We start from the raw sequence: 16,278 nt of genomic DNA, 5'->3' as shown, positions 1-16,278 counted from the left end.
AACTTTAACTCTCAAGTACACTATCCCCGTATGCTTGAAAGTTCAAGTAAAGTGGGCCTCGTGACCAGATGGCTTGACGACGAAGAGCAACGCGCGTGGCGCGCTTTCATGGGGGCCTCACAGTTCATCCACGAGGAACTGGACCGCCAGCTGCAACGCGACTCAAGTATGCCGCACACCTACTACATCATCCTGGTGAAGTTGTCCGAGGCGAAGGATCGCAGGATGCGGATGAGCGATCTGGCCACCGAGCTCAACTCCTCGCAGAGCAGGCTCTCACACGCGGTGTCCCGTCTTGAGGAGAGGGGCTGGGTACGGCGCGTGCCCTGCGCCGCCGACCGCCGCGTCAGCTGGGCCGAGCTCACCGACGAGGGGTTCGCCGCGCTCACCGCCGCCGCCCCCGGCCACGCCGAGGCCGTACGGCGCGTACTGTTCGACCGGGTCGACTCCGAGCAGGTCAAGCGGCTCATGGAGATCTGCTCCGCGGTGCTCGACGACCGGGGGTGAACCTCCTCGCCGGTCCGGCGACACGCCCGCCGTGCCGTATGGCCCGGTCCGGTCGAGGCGCTGGAAGGGCGGGGAACAGAAGGAGAATCCAGCCGGGTCCGTCCCCGTCCCGGGGCCGTCCGTCGTACCGTTTCCCCCGACCGATCGGCTCAACAGGGGGATGCGGAGATGGCGGAGAGTTCTCTGAGGCGGACGAACGGTGAGCACGAGGCGAACCGCGCGCTCTTCGGAACCGTCCACGAGGTGGCGGTCCGGTACGCGGGGGCCGACGTCTCCCAGGTGATCGCCGTCCTGCGCGGCAGGCTCGCCGGGGTGCCGGGGATGGACGACCACGGCATCCGCAGGATCGCGGAGGAGATCAGCGTCGGCCGGGACCCGTCCGGGCTGTAGACCAGGGTGGGCCGTCCCGCCTCCGCCCACAGGCGGCACGGGGCGGCCCTTTCCGTCCACAGGCCTGTGGATGACTTTCCCCAGCTGGTACGGGGTTTCCACAGGGTGTGCGGAGTGGTTGTCCACAGCCTGTGCACAACGAGCCGGGATCAGGGGCGGCTCAGGGTCGGATCAGGGGCGGCGCCGGATGTGTCAGGGGCCCCTTCCGGGACAGTCTTGGGGCATGCTCGCGTTGAGAAGGCTCTACCCGCTGGTCGCCTGCGCCGGAATCGCGGTGGCCGTCGGGTCCATGGTCGTGGGACAGGTCGTCGCGACCACCCACTCCGACCCGTTCGCCCTGACGATCGGCGAGTACGCCGCGGTCGAGGGCAACGGGACGACCGAGCTGGCCATGATCTCACTGGCGGTCGCCTCCCTCGCACTGGTCGCGGGACTGCGGGCGGCCAGGGCCCCGCTGGGGACGGCGGTCGAACGCCTGCTCGCGGTGTGGAGCGGCGCCCTGACCGTCATGGCGTTCGTGCCCGCGGGCGTTCCCGGCTCGGCGGGCGCCCTGGACGACTGGATGCGGGACCAGGTGCACGGCTACGCCTCGGCGGTGGCGTTCGTCGCGCTGCCCGTCGCGGGCGCGCTGATGGTCACGCGCCTCGGGGAGGACGAGCGGTGGAAGGCGGTGGCCAGGCCGGTCGAGTGGCTGGCGCTGGCCTGCGGTTTCGGGCTGGTCGCGGTCACCTACGTGGCGCTCCCCGGCGACCGCGTCTTCATCGGGCTGGCCGAGTGGGTGCTGCTCGCCGCCGAGATCGCCCTGGTCGCGGTGCTCGCCGTACGGCTGGCGCACCTGAGCCGGGCCGGGAGGACCGCCCGCGCGTCCCAGGCCGCCCTCGGCTGACTTGTCACTTTGCTTTACTAATTCATGACATGTCACAAATAGGATACGAATACACAGGCTTGTCAGTGCTATCCTCGTCGGCGATCTAGAGGTCGTCCGGAGCCCCCCACTTCGGCGCTCCGGGACCGAACCGATGAGGTGACATGGCATCGAGCAGACCCATCAGGTTCAAGATCTCGGCACTCCTGGCGATCCCGATCATCTCGCTGCTCGCCCTGTGGGGATTCGCGGCCACCGTGACGGTCGGCGACTCGATGAGCCTGCTCACGGTCTCCACCCTGTACGACACGGTCGGCAAACCCGGTGACGAGCTGAACAACGCCCTGCAGCACGAACACCTGCTCTCGGCCGAGTACCTCGCCTCCCGCACGGACTCGGCCAGGTCGGCCCTGGCCGTACAGCGGAACATCACCAACCAGGCACGCCAGCGCTTCCGCGAGCGGACGAACACCGAGTCGGCCAAGTCCGCGATGACCCCCGACATGCGCATCCGGTTCAACGAGGTGATGACCCGGATCAACGCCCTCGACGGGACCCGCGTCAAGGTGGACGGCGGCAGGATCGGCCTCGTCGGCCTCTCCAGGGACTTCTCCCTGGTGCCCGACGCGCTGAACCGGCTGTCGAGCATCATGAGCCTCAACAACGACCTGCCGCTCTTCCAGCAGTCACGAAGCCTCGGCATGGTCAGCTACGCCAAGGACCTGATGAGCCGCGAGCGGGCGCTGGCCGCCGGGGTGCTGGGCCTGGGCCGCCCGATGTCGCCGAGTGAGCTGCAGCTGTTCAACCAGCTCGCCACCAACCGGGTCTTCCTTCTCGAACAGGCCCTGCCCGACCTGGAGCCGAGGCTGCGCCTGCCGTTCGCCGGGATGATGACCTCGACGATCTACACCAGGTACACCGGCTTCGAGGAGACCATCCAGGAGGGGGAGCTCATCCCCGCCACCGAGTGGCGCTCGGCGGGTGACGACCTGGAGGCCGTCTACGAGCGGGCGCTGACCGCCGTCACCCTCTCCCTGGCCGACCGGGCGGCCCCGTCCGCCGCGACGACGTTCACCAGGGCGGGAATCGCGGGCGCGCTCGGTCTCGTCGCCGTTGTCGCCTCGCTGCTGGTCTCCTACCGGGTCGGCAGCGGGCTCACCCGCGAGCTCGCCGGGGTGCGCAGGGCCGCCATGGAGGTGGCCGAGGTGCGCCTGCCCCGCGTCATGGAGAAGCTCCGCAGGGGCGAGCCGGTGGACGTCGGTGTCGAGGCGCCGCCGCTCGAACCGCTGGGCAGCACGGCGGAGGTCCACGACGTGGCCGCCGCCTTCGACAGCGTCCAGCAGCGCGCCATGCAGTCGGCCGTCGACCAGGCCAAGCTGCGCGAGGGCGTCGCCCAGTCCTTCCGCAACCTCGCCAGGCGCAGCCAGTCCCTGCTGCAGCGTCAGCTCAAACTGCTCGACGGGATGCAGAAGCAGGCCGAGGACCCCGCCGCCCTGGAGAACCTCTTCCTGCTCGACCACCTGACCACCCGCATGCGTCGCCACGCCGAGGGCCTGGTCATCCTGTCCGGTGGGGCCTCCGGCCGTAAGTGGCGCTCCTCCGTCCTGATGGAGGACGTGCTGCGCGGCGCCGCCGCCCAGGTCGAGGACTACGCCCGGGTGCGGGTCTACCCCATGTCGGGCACCACCCTCATCGGCAGCGCGGTCGCGGACATGATGCACCTGTTCGCCGAGATCATCGAGAACGCCACCGTCTTCTCCCCTCCCGGAGGGGAGGTGTCGATCCGCGGTGAGCTGGTCGGCCGCGGGTTCGCGATCGAGATCGAGGACCGGGGCCTGGGCATGACCGCCGAGAAGCGGGCCTCCATCAACGAGCGCCTGGCCAGCCCGCCCGAGTTCGACCCGTCGGAGACCGACCGCCTCGGGTTCGCGGTCGTCGGCCTGCTCGCCGCCCGCTACGGGGTCAACGTGACGCTGCGGCCCTCGCCGTACGGCGGGACCGGGGTGGTCATCCTGCTTCCCGAGCACCTCCTGGGAGACCCGGAGCCCGTCGAGCCGGTCGTGCCGCTCAGGGCCGAGCACATGCCGCCGGTCGCCGCGCTGCCCCCGGTGTCCGCGGAGCCCCGGTTCACCGAACCGGTGCTGCCGGTCCCCGCGGACCTGTGGAAGTCGTCGGTACGGCGCGGCACCGGGCTGCCCCGCAGGGTCCGCCAGGCGAACCTCTCACCGGGCCTGCGCCAGGACGACCAGCGCCAGGAGAACGACCAGACCTCAGGCGCCACCGAGCGCTCGCCCGAGGAGGCTCGGGCGCTGCTGAACTCCTTCCAGTCGGGATGGCGGCGCGGACGCGCCGAGAGCGAGGACGGCGGTGCCGAATGATGAGCTGGGGTAGTGAACCGAGGATCGCACCGAGTGTGATCGTCACAGGGGAAGGGGTTTGAGCACGTGCCGGGTGAGCTTTATTGGCTTCTGGATGACTTCGTCACGAGTGTGGCGGACGTCTCCCACGCGCTGATCCTGTCGAACGACGGGTTGATGATGGCCTCCTCCCGAGGTCTGAGCAAGGAGGACGCCGACCACCTGTCGGCCGTCGCCTCCGGCTTCCAGAGCCTCGCCAAGGGGACAAGCATGCAGTTCGGCGGCGGCGCCGTACGGCAGACCATGGTGGAGATGGACTCGGCGTTCCTCTTCGTCACCTCGGCGGGCCAGGGCAGCTGTCTCGCCGTCATGACCAGTGGCGCCGCGGACGTGGGCCTCATCGCCTACGAGATGGCCCGCCTCGTGACCCGTGTCGGCCAGCATCTGGCCACCGCACCCCGGGTGGCGGGCCAATGAGCGACGACGTCGAGTGGGTCGACGAGGAGGCCGGGCCCGTCGTCCGTCCCTACGCGCTGACCGGCGGCCGGACCGCGACCTCGACGTCCTCGTCCGCGTTCGACCTGCTGTCCATGGTGGTCGCCAACGGTTCGGTGATCTCCGCGGGCTCACACCTGGGCTCGGAGCACCGGCGGTTGCTCGGCCTGATGAAGCGCACCAGGCCCATCGTCGAGGTCGCCTCTGAGTCGGGCCTGCCGATCGGCGTGATCAAGGTCCTCCTCGGCGACCTGCTCGACCAGGGGTTGATCCTCGTGCGCTCCCCGCTTCCCGCCAACACCTCTCCCGCGGAGGGGCTGCTGCGAGAGGTGATCAGCGGCCTGCGGGCCTTGTAACGTCCTTCCCGTACGGCCCGGCGGGGGTGGGGTGGCCGGCCGTACGACCCAGGACGACTTCGGAGGCCCCGTGCACCGTCGGAGGGCACGGGGAAAGCTCCTCCCGGCTACGCCCTGAACGCGCAGACCAGGAAGAACAGTACGGCGATCACGCCGAACAGGGCGGTCAGCCCTATCCCGTCGATACAGATGGTCAGCACCAGGACGACCACGGCGAGGGCCGCGTTCAGGAGATAACGTGCCCTGAGTGCCAAGCTTCCTCCGGTCACAGTCCGCTTCCTCGAAGAGACGACTCTTCGAGAACGCGACGGCCTCAGCCCCGGGTTCCCGCCTCCTCGGGTGACCTGGCGTCCTTCGCGAAACCGCCACGGCGGGCGCGGTAGGCCAGGTAACCGGCGACCAGCAGGTCGTACAGCACGCAGGCCGTCGGAAGGTCGGTCAGCGGTGGCTCAAGATGACGGGGCACCACGACGTCCCACACCGGGTGCAGCACCCAGGCGGCCACCAGGAACCACGGCGACCGGAACACCCCCAGCAGGGCCAGTGCCACCACCACCCCGGACGCCGCGTACTCCACCCCGCCGCCGGCCAGGTAGGTCGGCGCGAGAATCCCCACGGTGACGGCGCTCCAGGCCGCCAGTTCGGTCCTGCCGGGCAACCGGCACAGCGCCAGGACGAGCACCACCCCCAACGGCGCCGCCGCCACCACGAGCAACCCGGCCCGCGCCACGGCCCCGATGGCGTACGACATCGCCACCATGACCACCACGACGTAGAACGCCCACCCGACCGCCACCCACACCCGTCCGCCCATGCTCCGCCCTCCTGTCTTTACCTCAGGAGTCGTCGGCGGTCGGGCTGGAGTTCCGGGAAGGCCTCACGTGTTCGGCCGGATACGCCGTACGCGGGCCGTACGGCCCTGAAAGGCCGGGCAGAATGATTCGCGGAGGAGGCTGAATCCGTGACGGCAGACGACCTGTATCAATTGCTCCGCTCGTACGATCCCAGTGACGTTTCGATGCAGCAGTTCCACGCCGTCTGGGTGGAGTCCATCCCTGTTGAGGAAGCGGTCGTCATTTTGAACGGCGATCCGGCCTCCGGGACGCGGGACGGTTTTCTCGGGTGGGGGACGGGTTCCGACGGAGGAGGCGAAGAGGCGGCAGGTCTGCTGGCAGGGCAGGTCGGTGACTGGATTCTGGTCATCGGTGACCACCGTTCCACGGAGGATGAAGCGCTGCTCGCGCTGTCACGATGTGGCAGGCGCGCTCTGGCCATCCGCTGGGATCTTCATGGTGAGAGCACCTTGGAATACGCCGAAGATGGGAAGCTGATCACGGTCATTGACATCTTCGACACCGGCGAACGGTCCGGCACCGATCCGAACGCCCTCGACCCGTACCTCTACGGTCTCCGTTTCAACATCGACGACGACATCCCAGGAGAACCCGCCGTCGAGCCCGGTGAAAGCCTCACATCCGCCCTGACCGCGATCGGCCGAATGGTCGGCCACCGCATCGACAGAGAATGGCTGGAGGCCACACACACCACGTATGTCGTGCCGGCCGGCGACCCTGATTGACGGCCCCCTGGAGGGTTCCCCGACCCACCGGACGTCGGCCCCGCCGTACTGGTGACCATCCTGGCGATGGTCCTGAACGCCTTCCTCCTGTACACCCTGGCCTGGAGAGAACCCACCACCCCCTTCTTCGACCCCGGCTGGTGACCGTCCACAAAGTGGGGAGTTGTGGACCCTTCAGGGTGATGAGTGACACCGGAGTACTGCAAGAACGCGGGCCGGTCGCCGCGTTGCGAACCCTTCAGGGTGATGAGCGACTCCACCACCGTGAACGCCGCTGGAACCGCCAGGTGTGGCGAACCCTTCAGGGTGATGAGCGACCACCCCGTCCATGGCGGGCAGCCCCTCCAGGGTGTGGTGTGGCGAACCCTTCAGGGTGATGAGCGACTTGCGCTACCGGCGGAGAACGCTCGCCCACATGACCAGGTGGCGAACCCTTCCGGGCGATGAGCGACCCGAGGGTAAAGTCCCAGGTCGGGCCGGACGCTGTGGAAGTGGGGTGCGCGATTTCTGCAGCAGTCCGGCGGTAGTGCAGCGGTGCAGGTCAGAGCGTTGATCATTTTTGAGATCCGACTTGGTTCGAGAATAGTCTCCTCCTCGTACCGATGGCGGCCATAGTGTGATCCGCGCCTCGCGGGGGTGTACCTGATGACCCCACTGTGCCATGTGACACGAAGAAAGATCACCTTTTCGCGGTACGTCTGGGCAGCCGGGTTAACGGTCGAGGAGACGAGGCGTCGCGGGCTGTGGGGAAGGCCGCGAGCGATGTCCTCTGGAGGGCTCTCCTTGTTTCCTCGACAGTTGCGTATTGCTCCCGGGAAGCACCTGTGTGGATCGGCTTTCCTGGGCCAGGATCGAGGCCATGCGGCTCCTTATCCTCGGCGGAACGAAGTTCCTGGGGCGTGTGCTCGTGGAGCAGGCCCTGTGGCGTGGTCATGAGGTGACCACGTTCAACCGTGGCCGTTCCGGTGACGACGTGCCCGGCGCCACCATGATTCGCGGAGACCGGACCAACCCCCAGGACCTGGTGGCGCTCGCCGACGCGGGTCCGTGGGACGCGGTGATCGACCCCAGCGGCATGACCCCGGCCATGGTGGAGGACACCACCCGCGCTCTGGCCGATGTCGTCGGCTGGTACGTGTTCGTCTCCACCGTGAACGTCTACAAGGGCTGGCCCACCACTCCGCTGACGGACGCCTCGCCGCTGCGGGAGTACGCTCCCGAAGGCCCGGAGGGGGAGAGCGGGCTTGACTCCTACGGGCGGGAGAAGGCCGGTTGCGAGCAGGCCGTCATTGCTGCTTTCGGTGAGCACGCCACGATCTTGCGACCGGGTGTGATTCTCGGCCCGCACGAGTATGTGGGCCGTCTGCCATGGTGGCTGTCGCGTATCCGTGTCGGGGGCCGGGTGCTGGCCCCGGGCACGGCCACGTGGAAGATCCAGCCGATTGACGTACGAGACGTCGCCGCCTTCGCGTTGGAGTGCGCTGAACGGCATCTGCCTGGCCCGTACAACGTGGCCGCGCCGATCGGGCACACAACGTTCGGGGAGTTCCTCGCCGCGTGCCGGAAGGTGACCGGCAGCAGCGCCGAACTGGTGTGGGTGGACGACTCGTTCCTCCGCAAGCACGACGTACGCGAGTGGACGGAGCTGCCGATCTGGCGCGACTACGACGGCACCTGGCAGGTGGACGCCTCCCGTGCGCATGCCGCCGGTCTGACGTGCCGTTCGATCGAGGAGACCGTGACCGATACCTGGCGGTGGCTCCAGACCGGGGTCACGGTCTCTTCCGCTCGCTCTGCGGAGCTGGGCATCTCCGTGGAACGGGAAACGGCGATCCTCACCGCCTGGGACAACCGGACAGTGGTCAAGAACCAGGAACAGGCGGCAGGTGCTTAGCGGTCGAAGCCTCACCGAACGCGGTGACCGTCTCGACCAGTTCCTGAGCCGCCCGCGTGCGGAGTTGGTTGAGCGGTGCCCGTAGGGAGCGCAGCCGGTAGCGTACGGAGAAGGTGCGCAGATCCGGAGACAGGCCCAGCATGGGCTGGACCGTTTCGTGGGCCCCGTTCACATCGCCGAGCAGTACCCGAGCGGCGGCCATGTCCAGCAGGATGGTCGCTTTCAGGATCGGAGAGCGTTTGTCGGCTGGAGTGGCGAGCTCCAGGTTCAGCGCTCGTTCGGCGTGCTCCAGCACCAGATTCACAAAGCGGCGTAGCGTCGCTGGCTCCAGGCTGTCGTGGCGGCGTTGCAGCAGTTCCAAGAACGCGGTTGAGGCGCAACGCTCCTCTCGCGCTGGTCCCCAGTCGAACAGACCGCCGATGACAGCCAAGTCGTCATGGGCGTCTGAGTCGGTTGTCCGTGCCTCCTGCGCGTCGCGGACGGCCCGGAGTGTTTCGTCGGGATTGCCTAGGTGTGACCACGCGCGGGCGGTGATGCTGTGCAGTCGCGCGGCTGCCAGGCCGGTGGGTTTGTGCTCCCGACCGCGTTTGACTGCGGTGATCGCCTCTTGGGGAGAATCGCCCCAATAGGCCGCCGTCGCCTGCACACCGCGTGCCCATACGGCCAGACCGGTGTTGCCGATGCTGTTGGCGTGTGCCCACGCGGCACGCGCGTGATCACGAGCAAATCCATGCTCGCCCAAGTCCATGCAGGTTTCGGCCAGCAGCAGGCACAGCAGCCCGTTCAGGTAGGTCAGTTCGGTGATCTGCCCAGGTTGCCGGGTCTGTCCAAGCTTCTTCTCTACCTGGTCGCGTAGGTCTTTGATTTCGGGAAACGTCACGATCGGCGGTCGGGTGTGGAACGTGCGTGCTGCACGGACCACATCGTCTTGCAGTGTTTCAAGGGTTGAGGGCCCGATCGCGGCGTCCGCTGCTCGGGCGGAATGTCGGGAATCTTCGGCAGCAGCCATCATCAACTCACGCAGAGAAGGAGCAGGCTTTGAGCCTGCACCAGAGGCGGGAAGGTCGGGCGTCGTCCATACGACGCTGCGGGTGGGTGAGAGGTCGATTACCTCGCCCGGTGATGCGGTGTCTGCCACCAGGGTGGGAACCATCGTGAACAGTTCCTGCGTCGACCGGTTGAACATTTCCTCCAGGACGCGGCAGGCATCCGGCAGTGGTAGCCCTTTGACGTTGCCTGACAGCCAGCGCCGGTATTGGCGTTCGTCGAGGGTCAGGCCGCGTAGACCAAGGCCGGCGGCGCATCGGCTGTAGGCGGTGAGGAACGCGCGCGGAAGTAATAGTCCACGCGCGCGCACGAGCTGCTTCAGGAGCGTTTCTTCGGCATGGTGCACGGGGTTGTTCCTCCTCGTGCGGGTGCGGTCGCTGGCAGCGTAAAACGCTGTCTCGTGGTGCGGAGGGACTTCGCAGCAGATGTCACCCTTGGGCACTGACATGTCATGGCGGTGTCCGTGGTGACGTCCGTTCCGGACATCAAACATCAACAGAAGTCACCCTTCGCGACATGTTCATTACAAGTCGTTACTGGCGATGATCGGCCACGTCCCACCGCCGACCACCAGAGGTACCCCCTGGTGACCGGCATCGACGCCGAAGATCGCGCAACGGACCGGGCCGGAAGCGACCCCGAGGCCGTTCACTTCACCCCGTGAAGGAGCCGAATCGTGTTTCCCATCGGTACGCCCATGGCCGACGCTCTGCGTCGGAAGGTCAGTGAGGGTTTCTACGACCCGAAGGCGCCGCAGTTGCGTCGGCTTCAGGGGTTGCTCGGCCGGTCGCGGGTGGAGGTGGTGTTCCGGTGTGACGACGGGGCTCCGTTGCTGGAGGTGCCCTCGATGGAGTTCGTGATCTGGACCGACCTTCGAGAGAAGGACTTCTTCTGGAAGTACCGCAACGAGCGGGCCCACCAGGTCCCGGTCGCGCAGGTGGAGGAGGCCGCCCGTCAGATCGTCGAGCATCTGGCCCGTCTCCCGGCTCCCGGGGTGAAGGGTGCCGCGTCGGCTGAGGGGGCGTCCTCGTGATCGGGTCATCTTGGCCGGGTGGGCGGCATCGTGACGGGAGGCCGTACAGCCTGGTGCATCGGCGGGTGTGGGACGGCCCGGCCCGTGCGGAGGCCGAGAGCCTCAACCAGGAGTGGGCCGGATGGACGGTGCTCTACAGCCTGGGGACGCGCCGGTTCTACGGGTTGTGTTCGTGGCCCTCCCCGCAGCCGGTGATCGTCAGCGACACCACCTCCGAGGGGCTGGAGCGGCGGATGCGTGAGGCCGAGACGCTCCTGACCCTGCGGATGCCGACCGCTGAGGGGCGGCGACCGGCCGGGAGACGACGGTCGCGGTCGGTGGGGAGGGCGGCGTGATGCCGTGGTCGGTGCTGGGGGTCGCGGGTCCCAGTTGTGACAGTTTGCAGCGGGCTCATCCGGACTGGTTGGTCTTCCACAGTTCGCATTCCGGCCTGTGGAGCGCCTACCGGAGCGTCCTCTCCGGCAGGCCGTACGCCGGTGACGTGCTGTTGGTGCGGGCCGGGTCCGCCGAAGAACTGGATCGCAAGCTGGCCGCTCAGGTGTCCCCGGTGGTGCCGCCGAGCATCCAGGCCGTCGCCGTCGCCCGTGCTCTGCAGACCCGGGCCGCCCGGATCTCCCGGGCCGTTCAGGCCGTGTGTCCCGGCCAGGCCGTCGGGCCGGGTCGGTCTACGGCGTTGCGCAGGCTGTTGCGCTCCTAGAAGCCGGTACGGCGGGCGGTGGGACGTCATCCCACCCGCCGCTCCGCCGTACCCATGAACGTGCGGCTCAGGTGGGAGGGGCCTGGGCCGCACACCCTCGCAAGACGGCTCCCATGCACGCCGAGTGTGCTGGGGAAGAGGGAGCCGTCTGGCGCACCGGTCTTCCTATAAGGAAGGCCGGTCCTCCTCCAGGGTGCCCGGCCGCATGCTCCCCGGCTCGGGGCCGGGCACCCGCCCCCACCGCAGCCGCTACTGACCCCCATGGAGCCCTCCATGTCCCCACTCAAGGCCGTCGCCCCCGATGGCACCTTCATCACCGAGGCCGGAACGACCGAACGGCTTCTCACGCCCGGCGAGGTCGCCCGGATCTTCGGCGTGGACCCCAAGACCGTCAACCGATGGGCGTTGACCGGCCGCATCCCCTCGGTGCGGACCCCCAGCAGGCAGCGACGCTACCGGGAGAACGACATCAGGGCTCTGCTGGACGGTTCCCAGGGCTCCTGACCGGCTGTCTCCGCGAAATCCCCCTCTCAATTCGGTTTGGTGATAAATCCTATTTAGGAGGATAAAAAGTCATAAACCTCATGGCGTGAGATCCATACATCGCGTGCCGGTGTGGCCGTGGTGTACCGAGGATGTGATCCGGCTCGTATTGTTGCCCCGAGGAAAGTCGTCATGCGCGTCGGATTTGTCGGTCAAGTGTGTCTTTCGCAGATCATGATCGACGCGTTGTGAGGTTCCCGGCTGCGCGGCCGGATGGCTCCGTCGGGCGCCCGTTGGGCATTCGGCGGGAAAGGACGGTAGCGGTGCCCGACGCAGGACCGTTGAAGGCGACCGACCCCCGGCGCATCGGCGTCCACGACCTGCTCGGAGTGCTGGGCAGCGGCGGCCAGGGCACCGTCTACCTGGGCAGGGGCCCCTCCGGGCAGCAGGTGGCGGTGAAGGTCCTGCACGCGCGCGTGGTCGAGAACACCACCGAGATGCGGCGCTTCGAGCGCGAGGTCGCGCTGGCGCGGCAGGTGGCGGCCTTCTGCACCGCCACGGTCCTTGAGGCCGGGTTCAGCGAGGGACGGCCCTACCTGGTCAGCGAGTACGTGCCCGGCCCCTCCCTCCAGGAGCTGGTCGCCACCGACGGCCCCCGCACGGGAAGCGGCCTGGAACGGCTGGCGATCGCCACCGCGACCGCCCTCGACGCCATCCACCGGGCCGGGATCGTGCACCGCGACTTCAAGCCCACCAACGTGATCATGGGTCCCGAGGGGCCGGTCGTCATCGACTTCGGCATCGCCCGCATCCTGGAGGGCACCGACGCGACCACGGTCTCCGCGCTGGTCGGCACCCCCGCCTACCTGGCCCCGGAGCAACTGGCCAACCAGCCCGCCAGTGCGGCCTCCGACCTGTTCGCCTGGGCGGCGACCATGGTCTACGCGGCGACCGGCCGCCGGGCCTTCGCCGGTGAGCACGCCGCGGCGATCATGGGCACCATCCTCAACAGCGAACCCGACCTGGACGGGGTGCCCGAGCCGCTGCGCGCGCTGCTGGCCGCCTGCCTGGCCAAGGACCCCAGGGACCGCCCCGGGATCGGCGAGGTGCTGGCGATGCTGACCGGCCGCATTCCGGCGGAGCCGTACGAGATGGAGACCGTCACCGAGAGCCCCGCCCCCGCCCCGGACGGATCGGCGGTCTCCGGTGCGGTGACGCCGAATCCGGCGGCCGAGCGGGACATGATCTCCACCGGGGACCGGCCGGTACGGCGCTCCTTTCCGCGTGGCCGTGCCGGGTGGATCACCGCGGCGGCCGGTGTCGTGGTCGTCGTGCTCGGGGTGGTCTTCTGGCCCTTCTCAAGGGAGCCGGTGACGAGCGCGGCCCCGGCGACGGCGGCGGCGGTGGTGCCGGGCGTGGTCGGCACCCAGAGCGACGACATCTGGGCGGTCGCCGCCGCGCAGGTGGACGGGCGTCCGGTGGCGGTGACCGGCAGCGCGGACGACACGGCCCAGGTGTGGGACCTGACGACGCGCACGCCGGTCGGCGATCCGCTGCGCGGGCACACGGAGGACGTCAGCGCGGTCGCGATCGGGCAGGTGGACGGGCGTCCGGTGGCGGTGACCGGCAGCGCGGACGACACGGTCAGGGTCTGGGACCTGGTGACGCGTCAGCCGGTCGGCGACCCGATGAGGGGGCACACCGAGGACGTCTACGCGGTGGCGGTCACCCAGGTGGACGGACGTCCCGTGGCCGTCACGGGCAGCGGCGACGACACGGTCAGGGTGTGGGACCTGACCACCCGCCAACCTGTCGGCGAGCCGATGAAGGGACACACCGAGGACGTCTGGGCGGTCGCCGTCGGGCAGCTGAACGGACGTCCGGTCGCGGTGACCGGTGGGGTGGACGACACGATCCGGGTCTGGGACCTGACCACGCGCCGTCCCGTCGGGGAGCCGATCACAGGGCACACCGGTGACGTGTACGGCGTGGCGGTCACCCGGCTCGACGGCCGTCCCGTGGTGGTGAGCAGCAGCGAGGACGACACGGTCCGGGTGTGGGACCTGGCCACGCACCAGCCCGTGGGGCAGCCGATGGTCGGTCACACGGGCAACGTCACGTCGGTGGCGGTCGGGCAGGTGGGCGGCCGTACCGTCGCCGTCACCGGGAGCTGGGACAGGAGCGTCCGCCTGTGGGACCTGACCTCGCGCAGGCCCGTCGGCGAGCCGTTCACCGGGCACACCAGCACCGTCTACGGCGTGGCGGTCACGCGGATCGGAGGACGGGCCGTCGCGGTCAGCGGCAGCAGGGACACGGCCGTGCGGGTGTGGGACCTGGGACCCGCGTCCTGAAATTCCGCGCCATTTTTTCGATGTCTGAAAATGGAATTACCGGGAGTCCGAAACAAAGTTCGCAGGAGGCGCCGTAGGTGGGATGTGTCGGGTTTTTGTGGCTTTTCCTGTGTGGCGAAGCGTGACACGATAAACGATCAAACCGGTTTCTGCTGGAGATTTTTGACGGAGGGGAGTACGGCCCCATGCCGTATGCGATCGTCGGGCACGAAGGTCCTCTCACCGGACAGCGGTTCCTGATCGGCGAAGAGCCGGTGACCTTCGGCCGCCGGGGCGACAACAACGTGGTGATCACCAGCGAGCGGGCCTCGCGCTTCCACGCCGAGGTGCGCGCCCAGGGTGACGACTACGTGCTGCAGGACCGTGGAAGCCGTAACGGGACGCTGGTCAACGGCAGGAAGATCACCTCCCACGTGCTCCAGCCCGGCGACACGATCTCCATCGGGGGCGAGACGTTCCGTTTCGAGACGTTCGACGACCTGGAGACCGTCGTCGACGCCTCCATGCTCCCGACGGTCGTCAGGGCCGTGCCCGGCGTCGGGATGGGACAGGTCCTGCACGTCACGATCTCCGGCGGCGGGCCCGTCGGGCTGAGCCTCGCCCTGCTGCTCGAACACCTCATGGGACACCGGGTGTCCATCACGATGTACGACGGCCGCTGGACCCGGGACGGGGCGCGGATCGTGTGGCGGAACGCGGCCCAGGGCAACAACCGGCGCCAGCAGGTGGTGACCGTACAGAGCCGTCAGTATCTCAACCTGCCGGAGGACGTCCAGGAACGGCTGTTCACCACCGGCTCCTACAGCGAGATGTGGCCGGCGGGCCCCGACTCGATCCGCGGCTACAGCCCGCGCAACATCCGGATCGCCCACGTCGAGGACGTGCTCCTCGACATGGTGAACGAGAAGGCCGACCGCATCCGGCTGATCCCCGAGAACCTCGACCCGGTCGCACACCGCGACGGCATCGCGCAGGACCACGTGCTGGCCATCTGCGAAGGCGGGCGTTCCCGGACCCGCGAACACTTCGGTGACAGGTTCGGGCAGGCCGACAAGTCGATCTACTCGCTGGACGGTCACCACGTCCAGGACGTGGTGCTCGGCATCCGCGTGAAGTCCGACCTGCCCGACCCCATGATCGTCCTGCTGACCGTGGCCCAGAACCGCTTCCTGCTCAACTCGCTGCGCGGCGAGGGGTTCCTGAACGTTCGCCTCACCGACGCCGAGGCCAAGGAGGTCATCGGCATCGACCCCATCCGGCAGGTGTTCGAGGAGTGCATCGCCTCCAACCCCTGCCTGATGGAGCGGACGGAGAGCGGCGACTTCCACTGCTCGACGCACCAGACGCTGTTCCTGCCCGCCCTGATCAGGGGCTCGGCGCTGTGGAGGCGGGTGCAGGAGGGGCTGACCCTCTTCGGCATCACCGAGGACAACGTGAGCGCCGTCACCGGCTTCCGGCTGGACATGGTGCAGCGGCCCCGCTTCACCTCCCGGCTGTTCTTCCCGACCTCGACCACCCCGGGCACGTACGGCTTCCTCCTGGGGGACGCGGCCAACGCGATCCACTTCTGGCCGGGACGCGGGCTCAACAGCGGACTGGCCTCGGCCATCTCGCTGGCGCGCTCGCTCAACCGCAACTGGCGGGGCAGGCCGTTCCGCGACGCCGACTTCGTCCGCCACGAGGCCGCGATGTCGATGCTGCAGTACCGGCACAAGAGCCGCGCCTGGAACGCGATGGTGGCCGCCGACGAGCAGGGGGTCACCCGGGCCATCAAGGACAAGATCGCCCAGGGCCTCGAAGAGGGCGCCGCCGGGGTGGACAGGAACGCCGACATCGACGTCCTGATGGACCGGCTGCGCCAGATCCGGTCCCGCCTGGCCCCGAGAATCCCCGGCATGCCCGACGACGCGGCCCTGCTGGAGCGGCTGAGCGAGCTGCGGAGCGAGACCGTACGGTCCCTGGTGGTCAGCGGCGCCTGGGACACACTGACGGTCGGGGGTGAGGAGGTGGACATCGACATCTTCGACACCCCGGTCCCGGCGGAGCCGTCCCCCGCCGACGCGACCCTGTTCGTGAGGCCCACCACGACGGCACCGCACGACCTCTCGGGAACCACGGGCCCCCAACCGGTCCACAACGAGGCGGAGTGAGAGACCACCCCCCGCGCGCGGGGGGTTGCCCCACGCATGAGGGACGAGGGCGGAGGTCGCGTCGGTGCCCTTAC

General features: G+C 68.6%; 17 protein-coding genes and 1 CRISPR repeat array. Of the genes, 14 read left to right on the top strand and 3 right to left on the bottom strand.

From position 1 onward, the window contains the following. Window positions 1–60 precede the first annotated feature (60 nt). The 6 genes from ACFOYY_RS07050 to ACFOYY_RS07025 all read left to right on the top strand — a co-directional run bounded on the left by ACFOYY_RS07050 (window position 61) and on the right by ACFOYY_RS07025 (window position 4,970). Complete coding sequence (locus ACFOYY_RS07050) at window positions 61–507, top strand: MarR family winged helix-turn-helix transcriptional regulator (protein ID WP_386188738.1); 447 nt, start codon at window positions 61–63, stop codon at window positions 505–507. 168 nt (window positions 508–675) lie between these two features. Continuing rightward, on the top strand, window positions 676–897 hold the full coding sequence (locus tag ACFOYY_RS07045; protein ID WP_386188736.1) for a hypothetical protein: 222 nt from the start codon (window positions 676–678) through the stop codon (window positions 895–897). Window positions 898–1,120: 223 nt separating this feature from the next. Continuing rightward, entirely contained in the window at window positions 1,121–1,783 is a 663-nt protein-coding gene (locus ACFOYY_RS07040; protein ID WP_362781636.1) for a DUF998 domain-containing protein, read from the top strand. A gap of 143 nt (window positions 1,784–1,926) precedes the next feature. Further along, window positions 1,927–4,140, top strand: a complete 2,214-nt coding sequence (locus ACFOYY_RS07035) for a sensor histidine kinase (protein ID WP_352011186.1) — start codon at window positions 1,927–1,929, stop codon at window positions 4,138–4,140. A 66-nt stretch (window positions 4,141–4,206) separates the two neighbouring features. Beyond that, a complete protein-coding gene (locus ACFOYY_RS07030) occupies window positions 4,207–4,596 on the top strand; it encodes a roadblock/LC7 domain-containing protein (protein ID WP_184725372.1) in 390 nt (129 codons plus the stop codon). Then, window positions 4,593–4,970 (top strand): DUF742 domain-containing protein, encoded by a 378-nt coding sequence (locus ACFOYY_RS07025; RefSeq protein ID WP_352011185.1) that lies wholly within the window; start codon window positions 4,593–4,595, stop codon window positions 4,968–4,970. The genes ACFOYY_RS07030 and ACFOYY_RS07025 overlap by 4 nt, the downstream gene beginning before the upstream one ends. A 107-nt stretch (window positions 4,971–5,077) precedes the next feature. Here the strand turns inward: ACFOYY_RS07025 and ACFOYY_RS07020 are convergent, their stop codons facing one another. Then, window positions 5,078–5,239, bottom strand: a complete 162-nt coding sequence (locus tag ACFOYY_RS07020; protein WP_386188732.1) for a hypothetical protein — start codon at window positions 5,237–5,239, stop codon at window positions 5,078–5,080. 44 nt (window positions 5,240–5,283) lie between these two features. Continuing rightward, a complete protein-coding gene (locus tag ACFOYY_RS07015; protein WP_386188730.1) occupies window positions 5,284–5,784 on the bottom strand; it encodes a DUF6010 family protein in 501 nt (166 codons plus the stop codon). A gap of 147 nt (window positions 5,785–5,931) precedes the next feature. Here ACFOYY_RS07015 and ACFOYY_RS07010 point away from each other — a divergent pair, with 147 nt between their 5' ends. Then, on the top strand, window positions 5,932–6,549 hold the full coding sequence (locus ACFOYY_RS07010; RefSeq protein ID WP_362781641.1) for a DUF6461 domain-containing protein: 618 nt from the start codon (window positions 5,932–5,934) through the stop codon (window positions 6,547–6,549). A 165-nt stretch (window positions 6,550–6,714) separates the two neighbouring features. After that, window positions 6,715–7,001: a CRISPR direct-repeat array (repeat unit 26 nt; unit sequence GCGAACCCTTCAGGGTGATGAGCGAC). Window positions 7,002–7,408: 407 nt separating this feature from the next. Further along, window positions 7,409–8,443, top strand: coding sequence for an NAD-dependent epimerase/dehydratase family protein (locus ACFOYY_RS07005; RefSeq protein WP_386188728.1), 1,035 nt, complete (start codon window positions 7,409–7,411; stop codon window positions 8,441–8,443). On the opposite strand, the gene ACFOYY_RS07000 is transcribed toward ACFOYY_RS07005, so the two are convergent. After that, the gene (locus ACFOYY_RS07000; RefSeq protein ID WP_386188726.1) at window positions 8,412–9,836 is read right to left on the bottom strand and encodes a hypothetical protein; all 1,425 of its coding nucleotides are present in this window, start codon (window positions 9,834–9,836) and stop codon (window positions 8,412–8,414) included. The genes ACFOYY_RS07005 and ACFOYY_RS07000 overlap by 32 nt on opposite strands. 330 nt (window positions 9,837–10,166) lie before the next feature. On the opposite strand from ACFOYY_RS07000, the gene ACFOYY_RS06995 reads away from it, so the two are divergent. The 6 genes from ACFOYY_RS06995 to ACFOYY_RS06970 all read left to right on the top strand — a co-directional run bounded on the left by ACFOYY_RS06995 (window position 10,167) and on the right by ACFOYY_RS06970 (window position 16,204). Further along, complete coding sequence (locus tag ACFOYY_RS06995; RefSeq protein ID WP_386188724.1) at window positions 10,167–10,523, top strand: hypothetical protein; 357 nt, start codon at window positions 10,167–10,169, stop codon at window positions 10,521–10,523. Then, complete coding sequence (locus ACFOYY_RS06990) at window positions 10,520–10,858, top strand: hypothetical protein (RefSeq protein WP_386188722.1); 339 nt, start codon at window positions 10,520–10,522, stop codon at window positions 10,856–10,858. The genes ACFOYY_RS06995 and ACFOYY_RS06990 overlap by 4 nt, the downstream gene beginning before the upstream one ends. After that, window positions 10,855–11,220: a hypothetical protein gene (locus tag ACFOYY_RS06985; RefSeq protein ID WP_386188721.1), complete on the top strand. Its 366-nt coding sequence runs from the start codon at window positions 10,855–10,857 to the stop codon at window positions 11,218–11,220. Before ACFOYY_RS06990 ends, ACFOYY_RS06985 begins: the two co-directional genes overlap by 4 nt. A gap of 273 nt (window positions 11,221–11,493) precedes the next feature. Continuing rightward, window positions 11,494–11,724 (top strand): BldC family transcriptional regulator, encoded by a 231-nt coding sequence (locus ACFOYY_RS06980; protein WP_352011176.1) that lies wholly within the window; start codon window positions 11,494–11,496, stop codon window positions 11,722–11,724. 302 nt (window positions 11,725–12,026) lie between these two features. Then, window positions 12,027–14,054: a serine/threonine-protein kinase gene (locus ACFOYY_RS06975; protein ID WP_386188718.1), complete on the top strand. Its 2,028-nt coding sequence runs from the start codon at window positions 12,027–12,029 to the stop codon at window positions 14,052–14,054. A 185-nt stretch (window positions 14,055–14,239) separates the two neighbouring features. After that, entirely contained in the window at window positions 14,240–16,204 is a 1,965-nt protein-coding gene (locus tag ACFOYY_RS06970; protein ID WP_362912234.1) for an FHA domain-containing protein, read from the top strand. The last annotated feature ends 74 nt before the right edge of the window (window positions 16,205–16,278 follow it).

It is taken from the genome of Streptosporangium jomthongense (assembly GCF_042650425.1).
Taxonomy (GTDB): domain Bacteria; phylum Actinomycetota; class Actinomycetes; order Streptosporangiales; family Streptosporangiaceae; genus Streptosporangium.
The sequence above is the reverse complement of the archived record's forward strand: the minus strand, read 5'-3'. Positions and strand labels throughout refer to the sequence as shown.